Here is an 18192-nt window from a genome sequence, read left to right as displayed (position 1 = left end):
CTTAGTATCTTGGGCGCCTGTATTTGGAGTGGCGCTCGTTTTCAGCTCGAACCTTAACGATGCCACGGTGTACTGCACATGAAATGCAGTAGTATTTTGTGTCTACCCAAGAGGCAAGGAATGTGCCTTTCTGGCGGAGTTCCTTGGCAAGTTGAGGCTCAACGAATGAGACGCGGCGTGTGGATTTCTTGGCTTTATCACGCGGCACCATCGATCCGCAGTTAACGCATTGAACTAATGTGCTACTTCCTTTGCTTCCTTTTGATCTTCCTCGGCTTTTTCGCTTAAATGGCAATATTTTTGTCTCCTTTATTACTTTGTTGCAAATATGGACTTTCCTTTCTTATATATCTGCTCTTAACTTACGCGTATATGCGATGTTTGCCTTCTGCGATACATGCGGATTGATTTCTCAATCAATCGTTACAGCTGTAAAGCCCAGACGATAACCTTAGTAATGAGATTCTAAAGTTAGCCGATTTTGCTGCCTTCCGCCACATCCTTCTCAGGCTGCAAAACCGACACGTTGCCAGCCGCGTCTTCAGCCGCCAAAATCATAGCCTGCGACTCAAGCCCCGCGATCATACGACGCTGCAGGTTGAGGAGAAAGACGCATTTTTTGCCGGCTAACTCTTCGGGTTTGTAGTATTTGAGTAGCCCTGCGATGCATTGACGTTTTTCGGCTCGGAAATCCACTTGCATTTTGATGAGTTTCTTAGATTCAGGAACTGCCACGGCTTCGATGATTTTGCCTACTCGCAAGTCGAGTTTTGTGAAGTAATCAAAAGTTATCTCTTCTGTGGACTTAACTTCTTCAGTCATGCTTTTTCACGCTTAAACGTTAGGTATCTGTTTTTGTGGTTATTTACTTTGCCTTCTTGCAATGTTCTGGCGGGTTTTAGTTGCTAACTTGTGCGCATCAAGCAGCGGTTGAGGGATGCGGTTTTGGGAGCAGTGCCGCACGATAGCCACTGCAGTTTCAAGGCTGACCATGTATCCGACGCTCACGTAAACCGGTTTAGCTTCTGTTGTGGTCTTTACCACTTCACCGACGACTTCCCCCTTATCCAACAGCAAGGTTCTCTCGGCTACCTCGGTGGGTTCCCCGATGAGTCGGCTTTTGGCTACTCCAATCGTCGGTTTTTTCAAAGCGAGGCCGAGGTGGCTGGCAAAGCCGAAGCGGAATGGATGCGCCCACCCTTGTGCATCGACTAAGAAAACGTCTGGTTGAACCTTTAGCTTCCTAATCGCTGCAACCGCAGGCGGAACTTCCCTAAAAGACAGCAACGTCGGCACATAAGGCATCTTCACAGGGCAAGTGGCAACCGCTGCCTCTAAAAGTTCAAGTGAATCATAATCCAAAACCACCACTGCACCAACACCCAAGTTGTCGACGTAAGAAACATCCACGCCGCCCACCATCCGAATCTTTCTTGGCAAATGGTCTTCGTGGATAACGCGTTTGGATAGGTACAGTTGGATGTTGTGGGCTTTTTTTACTGAAAAATTTTTTGGCAGCTTGGGCAAGTCACTTTTTACCCTTTGCCTGCTTTTGACGTTTTTTGGGTTGAAGTTTGTTTAGTTTGTCTTCGAGGGCTTTGCGTCGCACTTCAAGGGTTATGTCGCCGCGGGTTGTCTCGATTACGCGTCTTGCGATGTCGGATTTATGTCTCAACCCCGAGACCAGCATGTAGGCTTCGTCCAACGCCAACAGTTGAATAAAGATTTCATCCATGAATTTGAGGCATTCTTCACCTTTTTCAACTTCCCCTGCCCGCAGAAAGTCCAATGCAAGCCGCCTGTACTCTCCGATGACGTCAGCTAAACCCAAAATGTAATCCACAGAAGGCACATTGATTTCCGCTGGCGTGACAAAGCGTCCCTCCTTGACCAGCGTCAGCAAGATGTAGGCTTCCGCGTACTCCTGCAATGCGGCGCTGAACATGCCGCCGTAGACGATTTCTGGGCTCTTCTCCGCCAAGTTGTTTAGGTTGGAGATGATTTCTTTAGCGTTCTGTAGCATTCTAGCGGCGTCTTCGAAGCGTTTTTGGTGAAGCAAAAGGATGGATTGTTTGGAGAGGCTTGTGGCTTTGCGCATGCTTTCGTGGGTTTCTTCGCGGATTTTACTTTTTGCCATTAACTCGGTTTTTACTTGTTGAATGACGGTTTCTAGAGAAGACAAAACTTTGGCACCAAAATAGAATAGGAAGGCTTGTTTATTTAATTTCTTAAAGGACAGTTTAGGGGGCTTGCCATTTTTCAACCGTTATCTTGTTGTCACCTAAAGCGAAGCTGACTTTAACGAATATGGTGTCAGCGCCTTTGAAGGGAAACATACTGTCCTCAGCTAAGTCTTTAGGTAGATACACCAAGTATTTGCCGTCTTTTCGTTTGAAGAGTCTCCCTTTTCCTTCACTTACCATCCGCTACACCGCTCTTTATTGCTTATTAAAAAGATTCATGGCTAAAAATGGGTATTTAAATTTATCCAGACTCGCAGCCAAATCAGTTGCTGCCCACTTTGATGGGTTTCTTTAGTCGACTAAGTAGCACCACGCGGCTTTCAGGCGCCTCATCAATAACCCTGTAACCGGATGCCTCAGCCAATTTCTCAGCAAACTCCCTGACCTCTCCATGCATCGGCATTTGGTCAAACCCCAACCTCAACCCTGAGAAGCCAATATGCATGTAGGCTTTGGCTTCAATGTAGGTGGGTTGAGCTTTCTCAATGAGCTTCGCGTAGCCGTCCACTTCGTTCATGTTGTGGTCTTTAACCAAGGTCATGCGGGTGACGGTGGGGCAGCGGAAACTCTTAAGCAACTCCAAGCTTTCGTTTAGATTCTTCCACGCCTTTGGGAATTGGGGTCGGCAAACCTTATTGTAGACATCCTCGTTTGGAGCACATAGCGAAACATAGAGTTGAGTGGGTTCATGGCTGAGTTTTGAGAGCTTAGAGGGCAAGTTGCCGTTGGTGACAAGGAAAGTGGTTAAGCCTTTCTGGTGAAACAGCCCAATTAAATCCCCCAGAGGCCCATAGAGGGTGGGTTCGCCTGTTAGGCTGATGGCGACCTGTTTGGGTCGGAGGGCTTCTTGGAATTTGCGCCAATCTGTCTTCTCGTTACCCTTATACCCCGAGATTATCTTTTCTTGTGCTTTGAAGCAGCCTTCTACGATTTGTTCAGGTGTGTCCTTGTTGGGGTTGCGCATTTCATCCCAAGTGACTTGCATGTCGCCGCTTTGTGCGCGCCAACAGAACAGGCAATGCTGCGTACAATAATAAAGCGAGGGCGTCATTTGGATGCAGCGGTGTGATTGGATGCCGTAGAATTTCTGTTTATAGCAGACTCGGTTGTTGACTATGGATTCATAGAGCCACTTACACCGTTTTACCGCTGAATGCACACCTATTAGATGGTACTTTTGCTTCTTGAGGGAAGCTAAAAGCTGTGACAAAGCGGTTTTTTCCAAGATTTCTACACCAAAGTTCCTTCTAAAGTATGAAATGCTGACTTTTAAAAATCCCTATCCCGAAAACCACTTTCAAAGCTGATTTGACAAGAAAGCAGATCTGCAGATTTACACAGAGCCTCCTTAGATTTTGGGCAAAGTTTAAAATGACGCCAAATCTTACTTGAGCATACTCTGACGGGGTTAATTCGGAGGACTATGTTTGAATCGAAAAATTGCTGTATTCACTCTTCTGTTGCTCGCGGTTGTTGCCGCATTTACCCCGTTAGCTGTGAATGCGCAAAACAACCCATCAGTTGTTAGAATCCTCCAAGTCACCCCCAGCAGTGGTCCAGCAGGATCATCAGTTAACCTCCAAGGAACCATAAGCACCCAAAACGGCTCATACCAAATCGCATTAGCCAACATTATGGTTGCCAGCGGCACCGCTGAGGGTTACCGTGTTAACGCAAACTTTGTTGTTCCTGAACTTTTAGCTGCATCATATCCTCTAGCGTTAAGAGACACAAAAAGTGGAGCTGAAGACTACAGTCAATTCACCATAACTCTGGGCTACACAGTTACCGCTACACCCTCAACTGTGCAGGAGGGAAGCAGCGTAACCTTAAACGTCACAGTAACCGGCGGCCAACCCGGAAATTCATACGATGGAAACCTGGTGGTTACTCTCCCAAGCGGAACAACTTACAGTGCTCCAGTAGCTTTAGGAACACCCAACGCGAAAGGAACCGCAAACGCCCAAGTCACGTATCCCAGTAGCGCTTTTTCTCCTTCAGGAGCCTCAACCGACTACGTTGGAGCCTACAAAGCTACCTTTGGGGGAACTTTAGCAACCACCCAATTCACCGTAAGGTTCACTGACGCAAACAGCTACCACCGCGGAGACACCATGAAAATCCATGCCACAGGCTACCAGCCAAACCAAGCTGCCACGATAACCATAATCGCGGGCGGCTCCACAATCGACGAGAAATCTGTCACTGCATCCTCAAGCGGAGTAATTGACACAACTTGGCTAGTCTCTGCAAGCACTCCACTGGGGGAATGCATCATAAAGATAACGCCGCAAGGCACCGCTAAAACACCCGTGGACCAACAAACATTCACCGTTGTAGGCTACATCGTGCACGTCCAAGTAATCAACCTCATTGATCGCCCAATCCAAAACGTTATCGTGCAAGCCGTTGACTCAACTACTAAAGCCGCCACAAACTCAACTACCAACTCGACAGGCGGAGCAACATTTAGGCTTGAAAAAGGCGCCCATAGCTTAACTGCCTACCTAAATGACCTCATCATAGGTCAAACAGACATCACTGTAACAGGTGACGGAACATTTACACTACGCTGCCAACTAACTGATCTTACAATTACTGTTTTAACTGTTGACGGAATACCTGTTCCCTTCGTAAACTTGGCAATTAAATACAACTACCAAAGCGGCAGTATCTCTCGAAGCGGCAACGCATCAGGGCAAACGGGACCCTCGGGCTCTTTCACTTTATCATCCGCTTTAGCAGGTGCCACCTACACTATAGACGCCTCACTATATGGGCAAACTTTTAATGCCCAAAACAACACCGCGACAAGCGCATCCAACAAAGTAAATGCTCAAGTTACAATAATCTGCCCAACCAGAAATGTAACTTTAGCTGTAACCGACCGCAACTATGAAGCTATACCTAACGCTCGACTGGAACTTGTAGAGATTTCAAGCGGGTTGTTTTACTCTGCTTCCACCGATGCCGATGGGGTGGCTTTTATGGAACCGACCTTTGGGATGTATCGAGTGAGGGTCTACAAAGACGGTTTATTAATCCATCAAGTAAACTTGCAAGTTTTCAACGATAGCCACAAGGAAGTCCGTTGTTCCCTGTATGGTATCCCCATTTCAGTGGCTGTTGTTGATTTCTTCGGTGTCCCAATCGCTAACGTAAACGTCACCCTAAACGGGTCAACCCAAACTGTGGGGGTTACCCAAAACAATGGTATAGCCAATTTTGACAACATCATCGGGGGCAATATGCAGATAATCGTTCAGCCTCAAGGAATCCAAGACGCCTCCCAAGCCATAACAGTCAACGTTGAGGAACCTACAACGGTGCAGGTAAAAATCGACAAGTATGTCTCAGTAGGCGGCGTCCTGCTTCAAGCAAGCACCCTAATCTCCCTCGTCGTTGTAGTCATCGGGTTGGCGCTGTTCGCCGTCGTGGAGGTTATTCGGCGAAGAAGAACCAAAAACTGATGATTCAGTATTGATTTTAATTCCACACTTACAATGGATAAAGTTTATATGGCGTCTAATGAACTAAAGAAAAACAAGGACACTACACGAAACCACAAAATTTTGACCGACCAATGAGGTGTATCTGTTGGCACAACCAAAACCTTGTTCTCCAACATGTCAATCGTTTAAATGCGGTAAAAACGCAGCAATTTTCCGACGTGATTCAGTTTGGTGCAGAGACGGCGAAGAACCCTGCACAGTCGCCAAATGCACATATGCCATGTGCTTCAAAAGACGACTACTGCCCGGAGCCATATGCGGCGAAACCGTCAAACGCAAAACCATGGAACGCGACTTCGATGACGACTTCTATAAAGAAGACGATACTTCGACTGTTAAGTTGAAGGGTAAAGCACTGCGTAAGCTTGGAGACCAAGATTACTACTAAACAAAACTAAAAAGATTCAAAAACAAAATGTGCTCGTGCAACGCACGAGTATAATTCCATTCTATTTGGCTTGAACCCGTTTCACTACGGGGGGCTTCACTTTCTTTAAGATGCGATAGCCGCAGATGATGCATTTGGTTTCTCCGCCTCGGAGCTCTAACTCTTCAGAGGGCACACGTGAACCGCATCTCATGCATTCGTAAACAATTCCTGATTTTTCCATCTGAAACGCCTGTTCCCATAAAGAAAAGCATTTTACTTTTAAACATTTCCAATACCTTAACACAATGAGGATATACAGTTGCGCAAACGCCTCAAAATGAAGCTTGTAAACCAGCTTTCAGCCGAAGCCCTAAGCAAAGTGTACAGCGCCTTTGACATAGTCGGTGACATAGCCATCATAAAAGCCCCCCAAAACCCCGCTGACGCACAAGCCGTAGCCAAACAGATAATGGAGACACACAAAAAAATCCGAACCGTCTACTCGCAGACCAGCGGCATCAAAGGTAGCCACCGCACACGGCAGCTAACGTTGCTGGCAGGCGAAAACAACCCCGTAACTAAGTATAAAGAAGCAGGCTGCACTTTTTCTGTTGATGTTGAGAAATGTTATTTTTCGCCTCGACTTAGCCATGAGCACCTGCGGGTGGCAAGTGCCGTTTCAAGGGGGGAAACTGTGGTTAACATGTTTGCGGGGGTGGGTAGCTTCAGCGTTATCACTGCGCGTATGGTGCCAGAAACCAAGGTTTACTCCATCGACATTAACCCTGTGGCTTACGAGTTTATGGTGGAAAACATACGCGTCAACCGCGTCTATAATAGAGTAATTCCCCTGCTTGGAGATTCAAAAGAAATCGTGGAAACCAAGCTGCAGGGCGTCGCTGATCGGGTTTTGATGCCGTTGCCCGAGAAAGCCCTCCAATACCTGCCTGCTGCGGTTTCAGCGCTCAAGAAAACTGGCGGCTGGATACACTACTACGACTTCGAGCACGCCACTGGCAAGGAGGACCCTGTGGAGAAAACCGAGACAAAAGTCGCCGAGAAACTGGGCAGCCTTGGCGTCCGCTTCATGTTTTCACACTCGCGTGTGGTACGTAGTACTGGACCTAACTGGTACCAAACCGTGCTAGACATCCAAGTAGCTCACCTGCCGAACAAGCTTTAATAACTAAACGGTCACCTATCATATTCGTGGTTTCAGATGAAACGTAAACTCATGGAAATCCTCGCTTGCCCAATCGACAAGTATCACCCACTTGACTTGCATGTCTTTGAAGAGAAAGACGAAATCGTCGAAGGCTTAATCGTCTGCCCAAAATGCCTCCGCTGGTACCCCATCCGCGAAGAAATCCCCGAAATGCTGCCCGACGAACTCCGCAAAGAAGCCGAGGACCTGCCCTTTCTAAAGAAGTGGAAGGATAAGGCGCCCCAGAATGTGGTTTCTGAAGGCAAACCCTTCAACCTAAAATAAACTTATTCTATTTTTATTGCCGTATTTTTAGCTGAAGACTCGATGGCGGCAGAAGCTACCTTTAGTGCTTTAACGCCGTCTTCGCCTGTTATCAGCGGCTTCTTCTTCTCTACAATGCAGTCGACGAAGTGCTGGAGTTCCGCTTTGAGGGGTTCTTGGAAGGGCAGACGGGGCTGCACGGTTTCGGTTTTTTGTTCAATCCAGAATTCCTGTGTCATGTAGTCGAGTCGCATGATGGCGTCGCTTCCCGTCACGGTTAGCGAGCGTGTTTTGTAAGGGGTTAGCCAGTTGGATTCGATGAAGGCTGTTCTGCCGCCCTCGTAGGTCAACATGATTTGCGCGTAATCCTCGAACTTTTTGATTCGCATACTACCCATGTTCGCGTAAACGGAAGTGGGCTGCTGGTTAAAGATAAAGTTCATGACGTCTATGTCGTGGATAGCGGTGTCTTTGACGACGCCGACATCGCCAATGCGCTCCGGCCACTGTGAGACACGTTTGGCGGTGGCGCAGACTAATTCCCCGATTTTCTTGTTCTCAACCGACTGCCGAATCTGCTGCAACCCAGGAATGAAACGCATCAAAAACCCAACGGTCAAGTGTAACCCGTTTTCTTGGGCTGTTTTGACGAGTTGCTCAGCCTGCTCGGGTGTGGTTGCCATGGGTTTCTCGACGAGGACGTGTTTGCCTGCGTTTAGGGCTTTCATGGCTTCCTGCGCGAGTATGGTGGACCATGTGCAGACGTTGACGGCTTGGATGGATTTGTCTTTGAGCATCTCGGTGCTGTCGGAGTAGGCTTTTGCACCGTACTGGTCAGCCATGGCTTTAGCTCGCTCCATGTTAACGTCGCAGACCGCGACAAGTTCAGTTGAGGGTAGTTCTTTGTAGACTCGGGCGTGGTTTTTGCCCCACTGTCCCGTGCCGATTACTGCAACACCAAGTTTTGTCATTTCTTACCAGTTCCTCTTCCCAGTCCAGTGTATATGAATCCTTCTGTTTCCACCTGACTGGGGTCGAATTTGCCCACTAAATCCACCACGACAGGGGGTGATTTCATGAGTGCTTTGAGTTTTTTAAGGTTTAAATGGCTGATTTGCTCCTGCCCCGTTAATGTGACGATGCAGTCGGCGCCTTCTACGGCTTCGTTTAGGCTAGTTTTAATCAGTCCAGCTTCTTTTGCTTCCTTTTTTGCGGCAGGGTCGTAAACTGCAACTTTTGCGCCTTTCTGCTCAATCAACTTGGCGAACATGCAGGTGGCCGCCGCTGGGTTCGCTGACCCCAAAACCGCCACTCTGCCCCGCCTCAAACTTTTACCCGCATTCCGCAGCGCTTCCTGAGTCAAATTAACAGCATGTTTAACCATGTCTTCGTTGATTTGCCGCGCCAACGCCGCTAACCGTAGTTTGGCGTTTAGGTTCTCGGCGCTTTCAAGTAGCAGGTATGCAGCTTCATGGTTTTCTCCTTCGGCGATGCTGGGCTGGAAACTGGGGTCGTTTAAGTTGAGGACGTCAAGAACATTATAGTAGTCTATGTTTGCGGTTTCGCAGAACATTGCCAGCTCGTTTGTGAGGGCGTTGGTTGCGTCTTGTTTGGCGATGGTGAAGAGTGTGGCTACTTGGGCGGTTTTTAAGTCGTTGACTTCTTGGACTCTGTTCGTTAAGGTTTTGAGGATAGTGCTTGCTGCAGCCAAGCTGGCTTTGTCGTCTGCGGCAACTCTTACACCAGAGTTGGCAAGCGAAACGTTGGTGGTTAAGATTGGGCAGTAGGCTAAACCGAAGTCTTGCCCCACCTTCAAGCCAGAGGTGTTCTCAAGCAACTCCCTAACAGTGCCATCCACAAAACCCAACGCTGCGACACCACCATAAACAACCAATGCACCCTGCTGCAGGGCAGCCCCAACCTGTTTACAGGTGTTAATTAAGCCGTTATCATCTGTCTTTTTTTGCTCATCAACCCTTGTCGAAATCGCAATGACCACTACGTCGCTTTGAGCAACCGTTTTTTTAAGGTCACTGGTTACATCGATTTTCTCTGCGGCTATGTGACTTTTTAGCTTCGCCTCCGCCGAAGCATCACAGAAAGCGGTTTTCCCCTTTGCTACCTTCTTTACGACGCTGGCGTCAGCATCGGTGCAGACCACGCTGAACCCTGCGTCTGCGAAAGCGTTGGCGAAGAATATGCCCTTGTGCCCGCAGCCGACTACAGCAACGTTGAACTTTCGGCGTTTGTCGAGGCTGTCGACGTCTTGGGGGTTTAGCTGTAGAAGAGGGGGCAAGGGCTACTCCTCAGGTTCTGCTTAGAAGGCAGCTAAGATTTTTTCTAATCTGGCGGTGTAGTCTTTGACTAATTTGAGGGCTTTTTCTTGGTTTTTAGCTTCCGCATATAGCCTAAAGACGGGTTCAGTGCCGCTGGGGCGAATCAATATGGCGCTTGCGTCTTGGAACCATATTTTAACGCCATCTATGGTGCTGACGTTCTCGTTTTTGACTTGCTCATAGATTGCCCGCTGAAGAGCCTCTTTTTTATCGTTCGGGCACTCGATTTTGCCTTTCTCAATGAAGTACTGAGGCTGCTCAGCGACAAGTTCTGCGAGTGATTTGCCTGTCTCGGCCATGATGTTTAGGAGCAGCGCGGTTGTCATGGCGCCGTCTCGGACGGCTTGGTGTGGTCGATAGAAGATGCCACCGTTTTCTTCCCCGCCCAAGTTGGCGTTCTCTGCCTTCATGGTCTGTGAGACGGTGACGCTGCCGACTTTAGTCCAAATTAACTCGCCCTTGTAGGCGTCAACGGTGTCTTTGATTAAGGTGGAGCTACTGACAGGAGTGACGATTTTTGCGCCAGGGTTCTTGATAAGATACTGCTTTATTACGACTGCGAAGGTTTTGTCGCCCCAGTAGATGGTGCCGTTTCCGTCGCAGAATATCGAGCGGTCTGCGTCGCCGTCAAAAGCCACACCCATGTCTGCACCTACTGCTTTGACAGTTTTGGAGAGGTCACCGAGGCTCTCAGGTCTCGGTTCAGGGAGGCGCCCAGGGAAGGTTCCGTCGATGTTGGCGTTTATGGTTGTGCATTTACAGCCCAACTCACGCAGCAGAGGCGGTAAAGCGATTCCGCCGACGCTGTTAGCTGCATCCACGACCACGTGGAATTTTTTGGCTGCGATTGCTTGTGGGTTTACGTGTTTTTTGATAGCCTCTTTGTATTCGTCGTTTATACACGGTAGCTCTTTTTTGGCTCCGAGTTGATCCCATGGTGCGTAGACGATTTTGTTGTCAAAGTAAATGTTTTCGATTTCAACCTCTTGTTCATGCGAGGTTTCGATGCCATCGCTCCAGATGACTTTGATGCCGTTATATTCTGGCGGGTTGTGAGATGCAGATATAATTACTCCACCATCCATCTTGTGGTTTTTTACGGCGAATTGAATCGCAGGGGTTGAAGCCATACCCGCGAAATAGACGTTGCAGCCTGCAGCGGTTAATCCCGCGGTGACTGCTTTAGCGAACATGGGCCCGCTGGTTCGGGCGTCATAGCCCAAGAGTATGTTTTTGTTTTTCCCAAAGAAAGTTCCGATGGCTGAACCGATCTTGATAGCCATTTCAGGTGTTAATTCGATGTTAACTAGGCCTCGTATGCCGTTTGTTCCAAAAAGCTTTGTGGTCATGTATTTTTTTCCTCTTAAAGCTGCCCTACCCATTAACAGACGACTTTGGGTTTTAAAATGTTTTCAGAGATTTCCTTCGCTGGACATACCGATGAAGATTCGTGGATGCCGATGTTGTCTTTGACTTTTACTAGGTCGCCGATGATGCAGCCTCGACCCAACTTGACGTTTTTGCCTATACGTGCACCTTCGCCGACGATTACACCGTTTATGGTGGTGTCGTCGCCTATCTCCACGTCGGGGAAAATGACTGAGTCGCATATCTGAACGTTTTTCCCGACTTTGACGTTTTTGCCGACGATTGCATATGGTCCGATGATGGAGCCCTCAGCGATGGTGACGCCTTTATCGAGGGCAACAGGAAAGCTTACGTTATATTTCTTTGACTTGGGCTTCTTGAGTTTACTTGACACGGAATCAAGTATGGTTTTGTTTGCTTCGAGGTATTCTGGAGGTTTACCGATGTCCATCCATAACCCCTCCATACGGAAACCATATAACTTTCCTTCAGCCGCCAACTTAGGAAAAACTTCCCGCTCAATCGAAACCGCCCTGCCCTCTGGAATGTACTCGAAGACTTTAGGACTCAAAACGTAAGCTCCAGCGTTGATTAGGTTGCTTGGGGCTTCGTTTTTGGGTGGTTTTTCGATGAACTGTTTAATTTGGTTACCGTTGCAGAGTTCCGCTACGCCAAACGCAGTGGGGTCTTCGACGGTGCAAAGCGCTATCGTAGCTAAGGCACCAGTGTCATTGTGGGTTTGGAGGAGCTTCTTGTAATTTATGTCCGCAAATATGTCCCCGTTTAGCACAATAAAGGGTTCGCTGTGCCCGAGGAGTTTCTCTGCTTTCTTGATGGGTCCCGCAGTTCCAAGAGGCATCTTAGGCGGGTCAATAGAGAACCTTACTTTCAAGCCGCATTTTGGCGGTTTCTGCTGGCGGATGTAGAATTGTGTTAGCGCGTTAACTGCCATGACGACTTCGTCAACTCCGTTGTTAGCTAAACGCTCAAAAATCCACTGCAACAGTGGCTTGTTGACTAGTGGGAAGAGTGTTTTGGGTCTGGTGCAACTTAAGGGTCTTAGTCGGGTTGCGAAACCGCCTGCGAGGATCAACGCTTTCACGGTGTCACCTTTGGTATTAGAGTACATTTATGGCAGGTTTATAAATACAAGTGCGTTTTTGAGGCGACAGTTCTATAGCTTTACCCTTTGCCCCTTGTTTACTCCCACTCTATCGTTGCAGGCGGTTTATGCGTAACATCGTAGACCACGCGGGTAACCTGTGGAATCTCGTTAGTAATGCGTGTCGAAATCTTCTCCAGAACTGCATAGGGTAGTTTGGCGAAGCTGGCTGTCATGGCTTCTCGGCTCTCCATCGCCCGCACCGCAACCACGTACCCATAAGCCCTCGCATCGCCTTTAACGCCCGTAGCTTTAGTGTCGGTTACAACAGAGAAATACTGCCACAAACCATCCGCAAACTCGCATCGCTCGATTTCTTCACGGACAATCTTGTCAGATTTCTTGGCAATTTTCACTTTTTCTTCGGTTAGTGGCCCGATTATGCGCACCGCTAAGCCTGGTCCTGGGAAAGGTTGGCGGTTCACTATTTCCTTGGGCAACTCCAACATGCGTGCAACTTTGCGAACTTCGTCTTTGTAGAGGTCACGCAGGGGCTCAAGGATTTTCTTGAATTTGATTTTCTCGGGCAACCCAGCCACGTTATGGTGGCTTTTGATTTTGTCGCTGTTTTTGCGGAAACCCGACTCAATTCGATCGGGGTATATGGTGCCCTGGATGAGGTATTCTGCGCCTGAGTCGCTGGCGATTTCTTCGAAGACACGAATGAATTCTTCGCCCATGATTTTGCGTTTGGTTTCAGGTTCAGTGACGCCTCGGAGTTTGTTCATGAAGCGTTCTTGGGCGTCAGCTACGATGAATCGTATGTCGAATTTCTCGAAGGCTTGCCGTATGGCTTCGGTTTCACCTTCCCGCATAAAACCGTGGTCAACATAGACCGCTGTAAGTTTCTCGCCGAGCGCTTTAGCCGCCAAAGCAGTGGCAACGCTGCTGTCGATGCCGCCGCTTAAGCCGATTATAGCTCTACCTCCAGCGGTTTCAGTTTGGATTTCTTTAACCATCTTGCCTATGAGGTCTTCCATCTGCCAGTTAGCCTGTGCCTTGCAGACTTGGAAGATGAAGTTGTGCAGCATCCGCATGCCATGTTCGGTGTGGATGACTTCTGGGTGCCACTGTAAACCGTAAATTGGCTTGGTCTTGTGGCGAAAAGCTGCAACTGGGCAGTTATCAGTGTGCGCCAAAGTTTCAAACTCTGGCGGCGGAGCCATCACGGTGTCCCCGTGGCTCATCCAAACTTGCTCCTTCATGCTTAAGCCTTCGAGTATGCCGACAGGTTTGTCAATTTCAACTTGGGCTATGCCGTACTCTTTGCAGGTAGCTGGCTCCACTTTTCCACTTACCATCTGCGCCAATAACTGATGCCCATAACATAAGCCTAAGATGGGCAAGTTTACTTCGAGGATACGTGGGTGAAGTTTGGGTGCGTTGGGTTCGTAAACGCTTGAGGGTCCACCTGATAGGATTAAGCCTTTGACGTTGAATTTCTCGTTTAAGGCCGACACTTCTTGAGGTGAGATGTCGTGGGGTACGATTTCGCTGTAAACGCCGTGTTCTCTGATTCTTCTGCCGATTAAGTGGCAGTATTGACCGCCGAAATCTAAGACGAGTATGGTGTCGTATTTGGTTGGCATAGGTGGCTCAGGACTATTGGGGTTTTTGCTCTAATTTAATATTGCTATCTATTTTCTGTCAAAGTGCACCGTTTTTTTGGGGGGGTTTGACGTGTATTTCACATGTGCGTTTTGGTGTGGGTAACTAAACTTTTATAAACTTAAAAGTCTGATTATCAAAAGTGTGTTCCTAAAAATAACGTTTGATTGAAAAAATGTTTAGGAAGGCAACGTTCATGGAATTAAACGATACAGATGTCAAAATCTTACAGGGCCTCTTAGAGGACGCAAGATTCTCAAGCCGCCAAATCGCCAAAAACGTCGGCGTATCCGTCGGCACCGTGCTGTCCAGAATCAAAAAAATGGAAGATGAAGGTCTCATCAAAGGATACTCCGTGATTTTAGACCACGAAAAACTCGGCTACCAACTAACAGTAGTCACCGAAATCACAGTTTCAAAAGGCAGACTCGTCGAAACCGAAGCCGAAATCGCCAAAATCCCCAACGTATGCGGAGTCTACGACGTTACAGGTTTAACTGACGCCATCATAATCGCCAAATTCAAAAGCCGCGAAGACCTCGGCGCATTCACCAAAAAAATGCTCGCACTACCATACATCGAACGCACCAACACACATGTCGTGCTAACAACAGTTAAAGAAAACTTCCGCCTACTCTAAACCCACCTTCCCCAGTTTATTTAGCCTTTAGTTCAATTTTTATTTTAGTTGCCTTGAACATCTGTTATTTCATCTTCTTCTAGCGGGTTTGGCTTTGTCGTCTAATTTGCCTGCGGTTGCTACTCTGCCACTGACCCTCTCCTTTATATATAGAACAAAAAACGCTTAACCCCACTCCCTCTACGTCACCAACATACAACCACAAATAGACCACTGTGTACTCTCCCTAACTACTCTATTTCATACTGAAAAATAGAAAACAAATAATCAGACGTATTGTTTCTCTTTTTTGTGTGCGTTCTCCATTTTATAGTTCTGTTCGGGCTCAGCTATAGTGATTTTCGTTCCAGAAGCCACGGGTCCAGTCAACCAAACATTGCCGCCTATTACCACGTTGTCTCCCACAACCGTTTCCGCACCCAGCAGGGTTGCACCTGAGTAGATGACGACGTTGTTGCCGATTGTGGGGTGGCGTTTTCTGCCCTTGATGATGTTGCCCTTCTCATCTTTGGGAAAACTCAACGCACCCAACGTGACGCCTTGATAGAGTTTGACGTTGTCGCCGATTTCGGTGGTTTCGCCTATGACGACGCCTGTGCCGTGGTCGATGAAGAAGTTTTTGCCGATTTTTGCGCCTGGGTGAATGTCTATGCCTGTTAAGCTGTGCACGTGTTCACTCATGATACGTGGAATGAACGGGACACCTGCAAGGTAGAGTTCGTGGGCTATGCGGTGTGTTGTGATTGCCAAAATACAGGGATAACTAAGGATAACTTCATCAGTGCTTACCGCTGCGGGGTCGCCGCTGTATGCTGCTTGCACGTCGCCGCTGAGTTTAGCGCGGATTTCAGGCAACTTCTCCAACAACTCCCGAGCCACGATGTGTGCCCGTTTTTGGCAGATGTCTTGTGGGCATTCGCTGATTTTTCTGCAGATGTACTTGAGGCTCTTGTCAATCTGGTCGGTAAGCCTCTCATAGATGGAGGTTAGTTTGGTGCCTAAATGATATTTTACATTGGCTTTGGTGAGTTCAGAATCGCCCAAGTAGCCGGGGAAAAGAACCGTGAACAAATCCTCCAAGACTTCGATAACGACTTTTTTGGATGGTAAGTCGCGTCCTTCAAGGTGATCCATCCCGCCGAACCGCTCATAACTAACCATAACGTCGTCTACGAGTTTAGGTATGCCTTTGAGTACCCAGTCATGTTCCACTTGTTGACTGTTGCGCAGCAGGGTGTCTAGCATGCGCTGGGGGTTCCAGCAGTCTATGTCTTTGTTTTTTTCTAGGCATTCGGCGCAGTCTTTGGGTCGGGGTTGACTTGGTTTTGAACTCATGTCTTTTCCCTTTCCCTCAATAGTGTTGAGGGTGGATATAAGAGAAGCGTCTTTTTTTGTAAAAAGAAAAAAGGAATTAAATGTTGGGAGGCGGCGTTGGCTCCTGGAACAGCACCGTGCTTAGGTAACGTTCGCCTGTGTCTGGCAAGATTACAACGATTAGTTTGCCTTTGTTTTCGGGTCTTTTAGCAACTTCAAGCGCTGCCCACGTAGCGGCTCCTGCAGAAATCCCTACCAGCAAACCCTCTTTCTGTGCAAGTACTCTGGCAGTCTTTAATGCAACGTCGTCGGCTACTTTTACTATTTCGTCTATCTGTTCCAGTTGCAAAACGTCGGGTTTGAAGCCTGCACCTATGCCCTGTATTTTGTGTGGGCCTTTCGCTCCGCCGCTGAGTACTGGCGACGCTGCAGGTTCCACCGCTATGGCTTTGAACTCTGGCTTTTTAGGCTTGATGAATTGAGCTACGCCTGTTATGGTTCCGCCTGTCCCGACACCTGCCACGAGGATGTCGATTTGGCCGTCGGTGTCTTCCCAGATTTCGGGTCCTGTGGTTTCACGGTGCACTTTGGGGTTGGCGAGGTTTTTGAATTGCTGGGGCATGAAGCTGCCGGGTGTGGTGGCGTGGAGTTCTTCGGCTTTTTTGATGGCGCCGCCCATGCCGTCTGGGCCGGGTGTGAGGACGAGTTGTGCGCCGTATGCTTTTAGGAGGTTGCGGCGTTCTAGGCTCATGGTTTCGGGCATGGTTAGGATGAGTTTGTAGCCTTTGACGGCGGCGACCATGGCGAGTCCGATGCCTGTGTTGCCGCTGGTGGGTTCGATGAGGATGGCGCCGGGTTTTAGGATGCCTTGTTTTTCGGCTTCTTCGATCATGCTGTTGCAGATGCGGTCTTTGACTGAGCCACCGGGGTTTCGGGATTCAAGTTTGCCTACGATGGTGGCGTTTAGTCCTTCGGTGAGTTTGTTTAAGCGTATGAGGGGGGTTTTTCCGATGGCTTGTAGGATGTTGTTGTTTATTTTCATTTTAATACACGCTTCTATAACACTGTTATAATCTTTGTTGGTGCTTAAAACCTTTATGGAAACTAAAGCATCCTCAACAAATCCGCCTTAGTAATAATCCCAATAATATCCCCCCTCCGCGAAACCAAAACCGCCGAATACGTCTGCAACAAACTCGTAATCAACGACAACGGCGCATCCTCATTAATCTGCGGAAACGCCTCCTCCATAATCCGCTCAGCAGGCTGCTTAGACAACTCCTCCAAATCCCGCCCAGCCAAAATCTGGTGAAAAATCGCCTTCTCAGAAATACTGCCCACGGACTGCTTCCCATCAAAAACAGGCACCTGAGAAATCCCGTACTCCTTCATAATCTTAACAACCGCTGAGATGGGTTCAGTTTTCTGCACGCTTATAACTTCGTTGTGGAGGACTTTTTCGGCTTGCACTTTAGTTTTGAATTCTAAGCGTTCGAGTACGTCGAATATGGTTTTTACTTTGTTGTAGGAGGAGTCTATGGTGCCTGCTTCGAGTTTGGCGATGAGGGATTGGCTGACGCCTGCAGCTTTGGCGAGTTCGCTTTGTTTTAGGCCGAGTTGACGTCGGCGTTTGGCTATGTCTTCGAGGGTTGGAAACATGATTTAGTAATTTGCAGCGAAGGGTAATATTACTTTTGGAATATCCCGCAGATTTTTCGGCTGCATCTCGAAAGGTTTTTAGCTATAAAGCCGTTATACCAGCACGGTGCCCCATGGATCCCCCATGCGAAATAATCGGCAAATACGTCCTACCCATCTTCCGCTCAATGCTAGCCAAAGAACTAGTCCAAAAGCACCACCTTTCTCAAACAGCGGCAGCAAAAAAGCTTGGTACAACACAAGCGGCTGTGAGTCAGTATTTGAGTTCTAAACGGGCTTACAAGGGCATGGAGCATGTGGAAGAGTTTCTGCCTAAGATTAGGGTTATGGCGGCGGAGACGGCTGAGAAATTGGTGAATAAGGAGATTAGTGCGGGGGATGTTACGGTTGATTTTTGTCGGTTGTGTTCGACTTTTTGCAGAAACAACCCTTCGTTGGCTGTTGATGGTCCTGATTTTTCCATCTGATTTTCATATTTTCGCGTTTTGATATTCTTTTTAGAATATTTTTTG

General features: G+C 48.1%; 21 protein-coding genes. 6 read left to right on the top strand and 15 right to left on the bottom strand.

Annotated elements, in window-relative coordinates; genetic code table 11:
* Position 1: 1 nt before the first annotated feature.
* The 6 genes from NWE96_06425 to twy1 form a co-directional block, all read right to left on the bottom strand.
* Positions 2-295, bottom strand: coding sequence for a 30S ribosomal protein S26e (locus tag NWE96_06425; protein MCW3983616.1), 294 nt, complete (start codon positions 293-295; stop codon positions 2-4).
* A 176-nt stretch (positions 296-471) separates the two neighbouring features.
* On the bottom strand, positions 472-822 hold the full coding sequence (gene metG, locus NWE96_06420) for a methionine--tRNA ligase subunit beta (GenBank protein MCW3983615.1): 351 nt from the start codon (positions 820-822) through the stop codon (positions 472-474).
* Between the two features lie 39 nt (positions 823-861).
* Positions 862-1527 (bottom strand): endonuclease V, encoded by a 666-nt coding sequence (locus NWE96_06415; protein ID MCW3983614.1) that lies wholly within the window; start codon positions 1525-1527, stop codon positions 862-864.
* Position 1528: 1 nt separating this feature from the next.
* On the bottom strand, positions 1529-2182 hold the full coding sequence (locus tag NWE96_06410; GenBank protein MCW3983613.1) for a hypothetical protein: 654 nt from the start codon (positions 2180-2182) through the stop codon (positions 1529-1531).
* A gap of 58 nt (positions 2183-2240) precedes the next feature.
* Positions 2241-2423, bottom strand: coding sequence for a hypothetical protein (locus NWE96_06405; GenBank protein ID MCW3983612.1), 183 nt, complete (start codon positions 2421-2423; stop codon positions 2241-2243).
* 82 nt (positions 2424-2505) lie between these two features.
* Positions 2506-3468 carry a 4-demethylwyosine synthase TYW1 gene (twy1, locus tag NWE96_06400; protein MCW3983611.1) on the bottom strand — a complete coding sequence of 321 codons (963 nt, stop codon included), beginning with the start codon at positions 3466-3468 and terminating at the stop codon, positions 2506-2508.
* Positions 3469-3670: 202 nt separating this feature from the next.
* On the opposite strand from twy1, the gene NWE96_06395 reads away from it, so the two are divergent.
* Both NWE96_06395 and NWE96_06390 read left to right on the top strand, forming a co-directional pair.
* Positions 3671-5713, top strand: a complete 2043-nt coding sequence (locus NWE96_06395; GenBank protein MCW3983610.1) for a carboxypeptidase-like regulatory domain-containing protein — start codon at positions 3671-3673, stop codon at positions 5711-5713.
* Between the two features lie 127 nt (positions 5714-5840).
* Positions 5841-6143 (top strand): hypothetical protein, encoded by a 303-nt coding sequence (locus tag NWE96_06390; protein MCW3983609.1) that lies wholly within the window; start codon positions 5841-5843, stop codon positions 6141-6143.
* A gap of 61 nt (positions 6144-6204) precedes the next feature.
* Here the strand turns inward: NWE96_06390 and NWE96_06385 are convergent, their stop codons facing one another.
* The gene (locus NWE96_06385) at positions 6205-6366 is read right to left on the bottom strand and encodes a DNA-directed RNA polymerase subunit P (protein MCW3983608.1); all 162 of its coding nucleotides are present in this window, start codon (positions 6364-6366) and stop codon (positions 6205-6207) included.
* Positions 6367-6444: 78 nt separating this feature from the next.
* On the opposite strand from NWE96_06385, the gene NWE96_06380 reads away from it, so the two are divergent.
* Positions 6445-7308 carry a class I SAM-dependent methyltransferase family protein gene (locus NWE96_06380; protein MCW3983607.1) on the top strand — a complete coding sequence of 288 codons (864 nt, stop codon included), beginning with the start codon at positions 6445-6447 and terminating at the stop codon, positions 7306-7308.
* A gap of 36 nt (positions 7309-7344) precedes the next feature.
* Positions 7345-7614, top strand: a complete 270-nt coding sequence (locus NWE96_06375) for a Trm112 family protein (protein MCW3983606.1) — start codon at positions 7345-7347, stop codon at positions 7612-7614.
* 2 nt (positions 7615-7616) lie between these two features.
* Here the strand turns inward: NWE96_06375 and NWE96_06370 are convergent, their stop codons facing one another.
* The 5 genes from NWE96_06370 to guaA all read right to left on the bottom strand — a co-directional run bounded on the left by NWE96_06370 (position 7617) and on the right by guaA (position 14048).
* Positions 7617-8564, bottom strand: a complete 948-nt coding sequence (locus tag NWE96_06370) for a Gfo/Idh/MocA family oxidoreductase (GenBank protein ID MCW3983605.1) — start codon at positions 8562-8564, stop codon at positions 7617-7619.
* Positions 8561-9889 (bottom strand): 3-hydroxyacyl-CoA dehydrogenase NAD-binding domain-containing protein, encoded by a 1329-nt coding sequence (locus NWE96_06365; GenBank protein MCW3983604.1) that lies wholly within the window; start codon positions 9887-9889, stop codon positions 8561-8563. The genes NWE96_06370 and NWE96_06365 overlap by 4 nt, the downstream gene beginning before the upstream one ends.
* A gap of 21 nt (positions 9890-9910) precedes the next feature.
* Entirely contained in the window at positions 9911-11278 is a 1368-nt protein-coding gene (gene glmM / locus NWE96_06360) for a phosphoglucosamine mutase (GenBank protein MCW3983603.1), read from the bottom strand.
* A gap of 32 nt (positions 11279-11310) precedes the next feature.
* Positions 11311-12399 carry an NDP-sugar synthase gene (locus tag NWE96_06355; protein ID MCW3983602.1) on the bottom strand — a complete coding sequence of 363 codons (1089 nt, stop codon included), beginning with the start codon at positions 12397-12399 and terminating at the stop codon, positions 11311-11313.
* 98 nt (positions 12400-12497) lie between these two features.
* Positions 12498-14048 (bottom strand): glutamine-hydrolyzing GMP synthase, encoded by a 1551-nt coding sequence (guaA, locus tag NWE96_06350; protein MCW3983601.1) that lies wholly within the window; start codon positions 14046-14048, stop codon positions 12498-12500.
* A 215-nt stretch (positions 14049-14263) separates the two neighbouring features.
* Here guaA and NWE96_06345 point away from each other — a divergent pair, with 215 nt between their 5' ends.
* Positions 14264-14707: an Lrp/AsnC family transcriptional regulator gene (locus NWE96_06345; GenBank protein MCW3983600.1), complete on the top strand. Its 444-nt coding sequence runs from the start codon at positions 14264-14266 to the stop codon at positions 14705-14707.
* A gap of 267 nt (positions 14708-14974) precedes the next feature.
* Here the strand turns inward: NWE96_06345 and NWE96_06340 are convergent, their stop codons facing one another.
* The 3 genes from NWE96_06340 to NWE96_06330 form a co-directional block, all read right to left on the bottom strand.
* A complete protein-coding gene (locus tag NWE96_06340) occupies positions 14975-16042 on the bottom strand; it encodes a serine acetyltransferase (protein ID MCW3983599.1) in 1068 nt (355 codons plus the stop codon).
* A 76-nt stretch (positions 16043-16118) separates the two neighbouring features.
* Complete coding sequence (gene cysK / locus NWE96_06335; protein ID MCW3983598.1) at positions 16119-17063, bottom strand: cysteine synthase A; 945 nt, start codon at positions 17061-17063, stop codon at positions 16119-16121.
* 62 nt (positions 17064-17125) lie between these two features.
* Entirely contained in the window at positions 17126-17680 is a 555-nt protein-coding gene (locus NWE96_06330) for a CBS domain-containing protein (GenBank protein ID MCW3983597.1), read from the bottom strand.
* A gap of 113 nt (positions 17681-17793) precedes the next feature.
* Between NWE96_06330 and NWE96_06325 the strand changes: the two genes are divergently transcribed.
* Complete coding sequence (locus NWE96_06325) at positions 17794-18147, top strand: helix-turn-helix domain-containing protein (GenBank protein MCW3983596.1); 354 nt, start codon at positions 17794-17796, stop codon at positions 18145-18147.
* The last annotated feature ends 45 nt before the right edge of the window (positions 18148-18192 follow it).

It is taken from the genome of Candidatus Bathyarchaeota archaeon, from assembly GCA_026014685.1.
Taxonomy (GTDB): domain Archaea; phylum Thermoproteota; class Bathyarchaeia; order Bathyarchaeales; family Bathycorpusculaceae; genus Bathycorpusculum.
This window is presented reverse-complemented; position numbering and strand designations above follow the sequence as displayed.

Coding starts and splice junctions, on each gene's coding strand:
- metG (MCW3983615.1), bottom strand. CDS start 822: ATGACTGAAGAAGTTAAGTCCACAGAAGAGATAACTTTTGATTACTTC.
- NWE96_06405 (MCW3983612.1), bottom strand. CDS start 2,423: ATGGTAAGTGAAGGAAAAGGGAGACTCTTCAAACGAAAAGACGGCAAA.
- NWE96_06385 (MCW3983608.1), bottom strand. CDS start 6,366: ATGGAAAAATCAGGAATTGTTTACGAATGCATGAGATGCGGTTCACGT.
- NWE96_06375 (MCW3983606.1), top strand. CDS start 7,345: ATGAAACGTAAACTCATGGAAATCCTCGCTTGCCCAATCGACAAGTAT.
- NWE96_06370 (MCW3983605.1), bottom strand. CDS start 8,564: ATGACAAAACTTGGTGTTGCAGTAATCGGCACGGGACAGTGGGGCAAA.
- glmM (MCW3983603.1), bottom strand. CDS start 11,278: ATGACCACAAAGCTTTTTGGAACAAACGGCATACGAGGCCTAGTTAAC.
- guaA (MCW3983601.1), bottom strand. CDS start 14,048: ATGCCAACCAAATACGACACCATACTCGTCTTAGATTTCGGCGGTCAA.
- NWE96_06345 (MCW3983600.1), top strand. CDS start 14,264: ATGGAATTAAACGATACAGATGTCAAAATCTTACAGGGCCTCTTAGAG.
- NWE96_06340 (MCW3983599.1), bottom strand. CDS start 16,042: ATGAGTTCAAAACCAAGTCAACCCCGACCCAAAGACTGCGCCGAATGC.
- cysK (MCW3983598.1), bottom strand. CDS start 17,063: ATGAAAATAAACAACAACATCCTACAAGCCATCGGAAAAACCCCCCTC.
- NWE96_06330 (MCW3983597.1), bottom strand. CDS start 17,680: ATGTTTCCAACCCTCGAAGACATAGCCAAACGCCGACGTCAACTCGGC.
- NWE96_06325 (MCW3983596.1), top strand. CDS start 17,794: ATGGATCCCCCATGCGAAATAATCGGCAAATACGTCCTACCCATCTTC.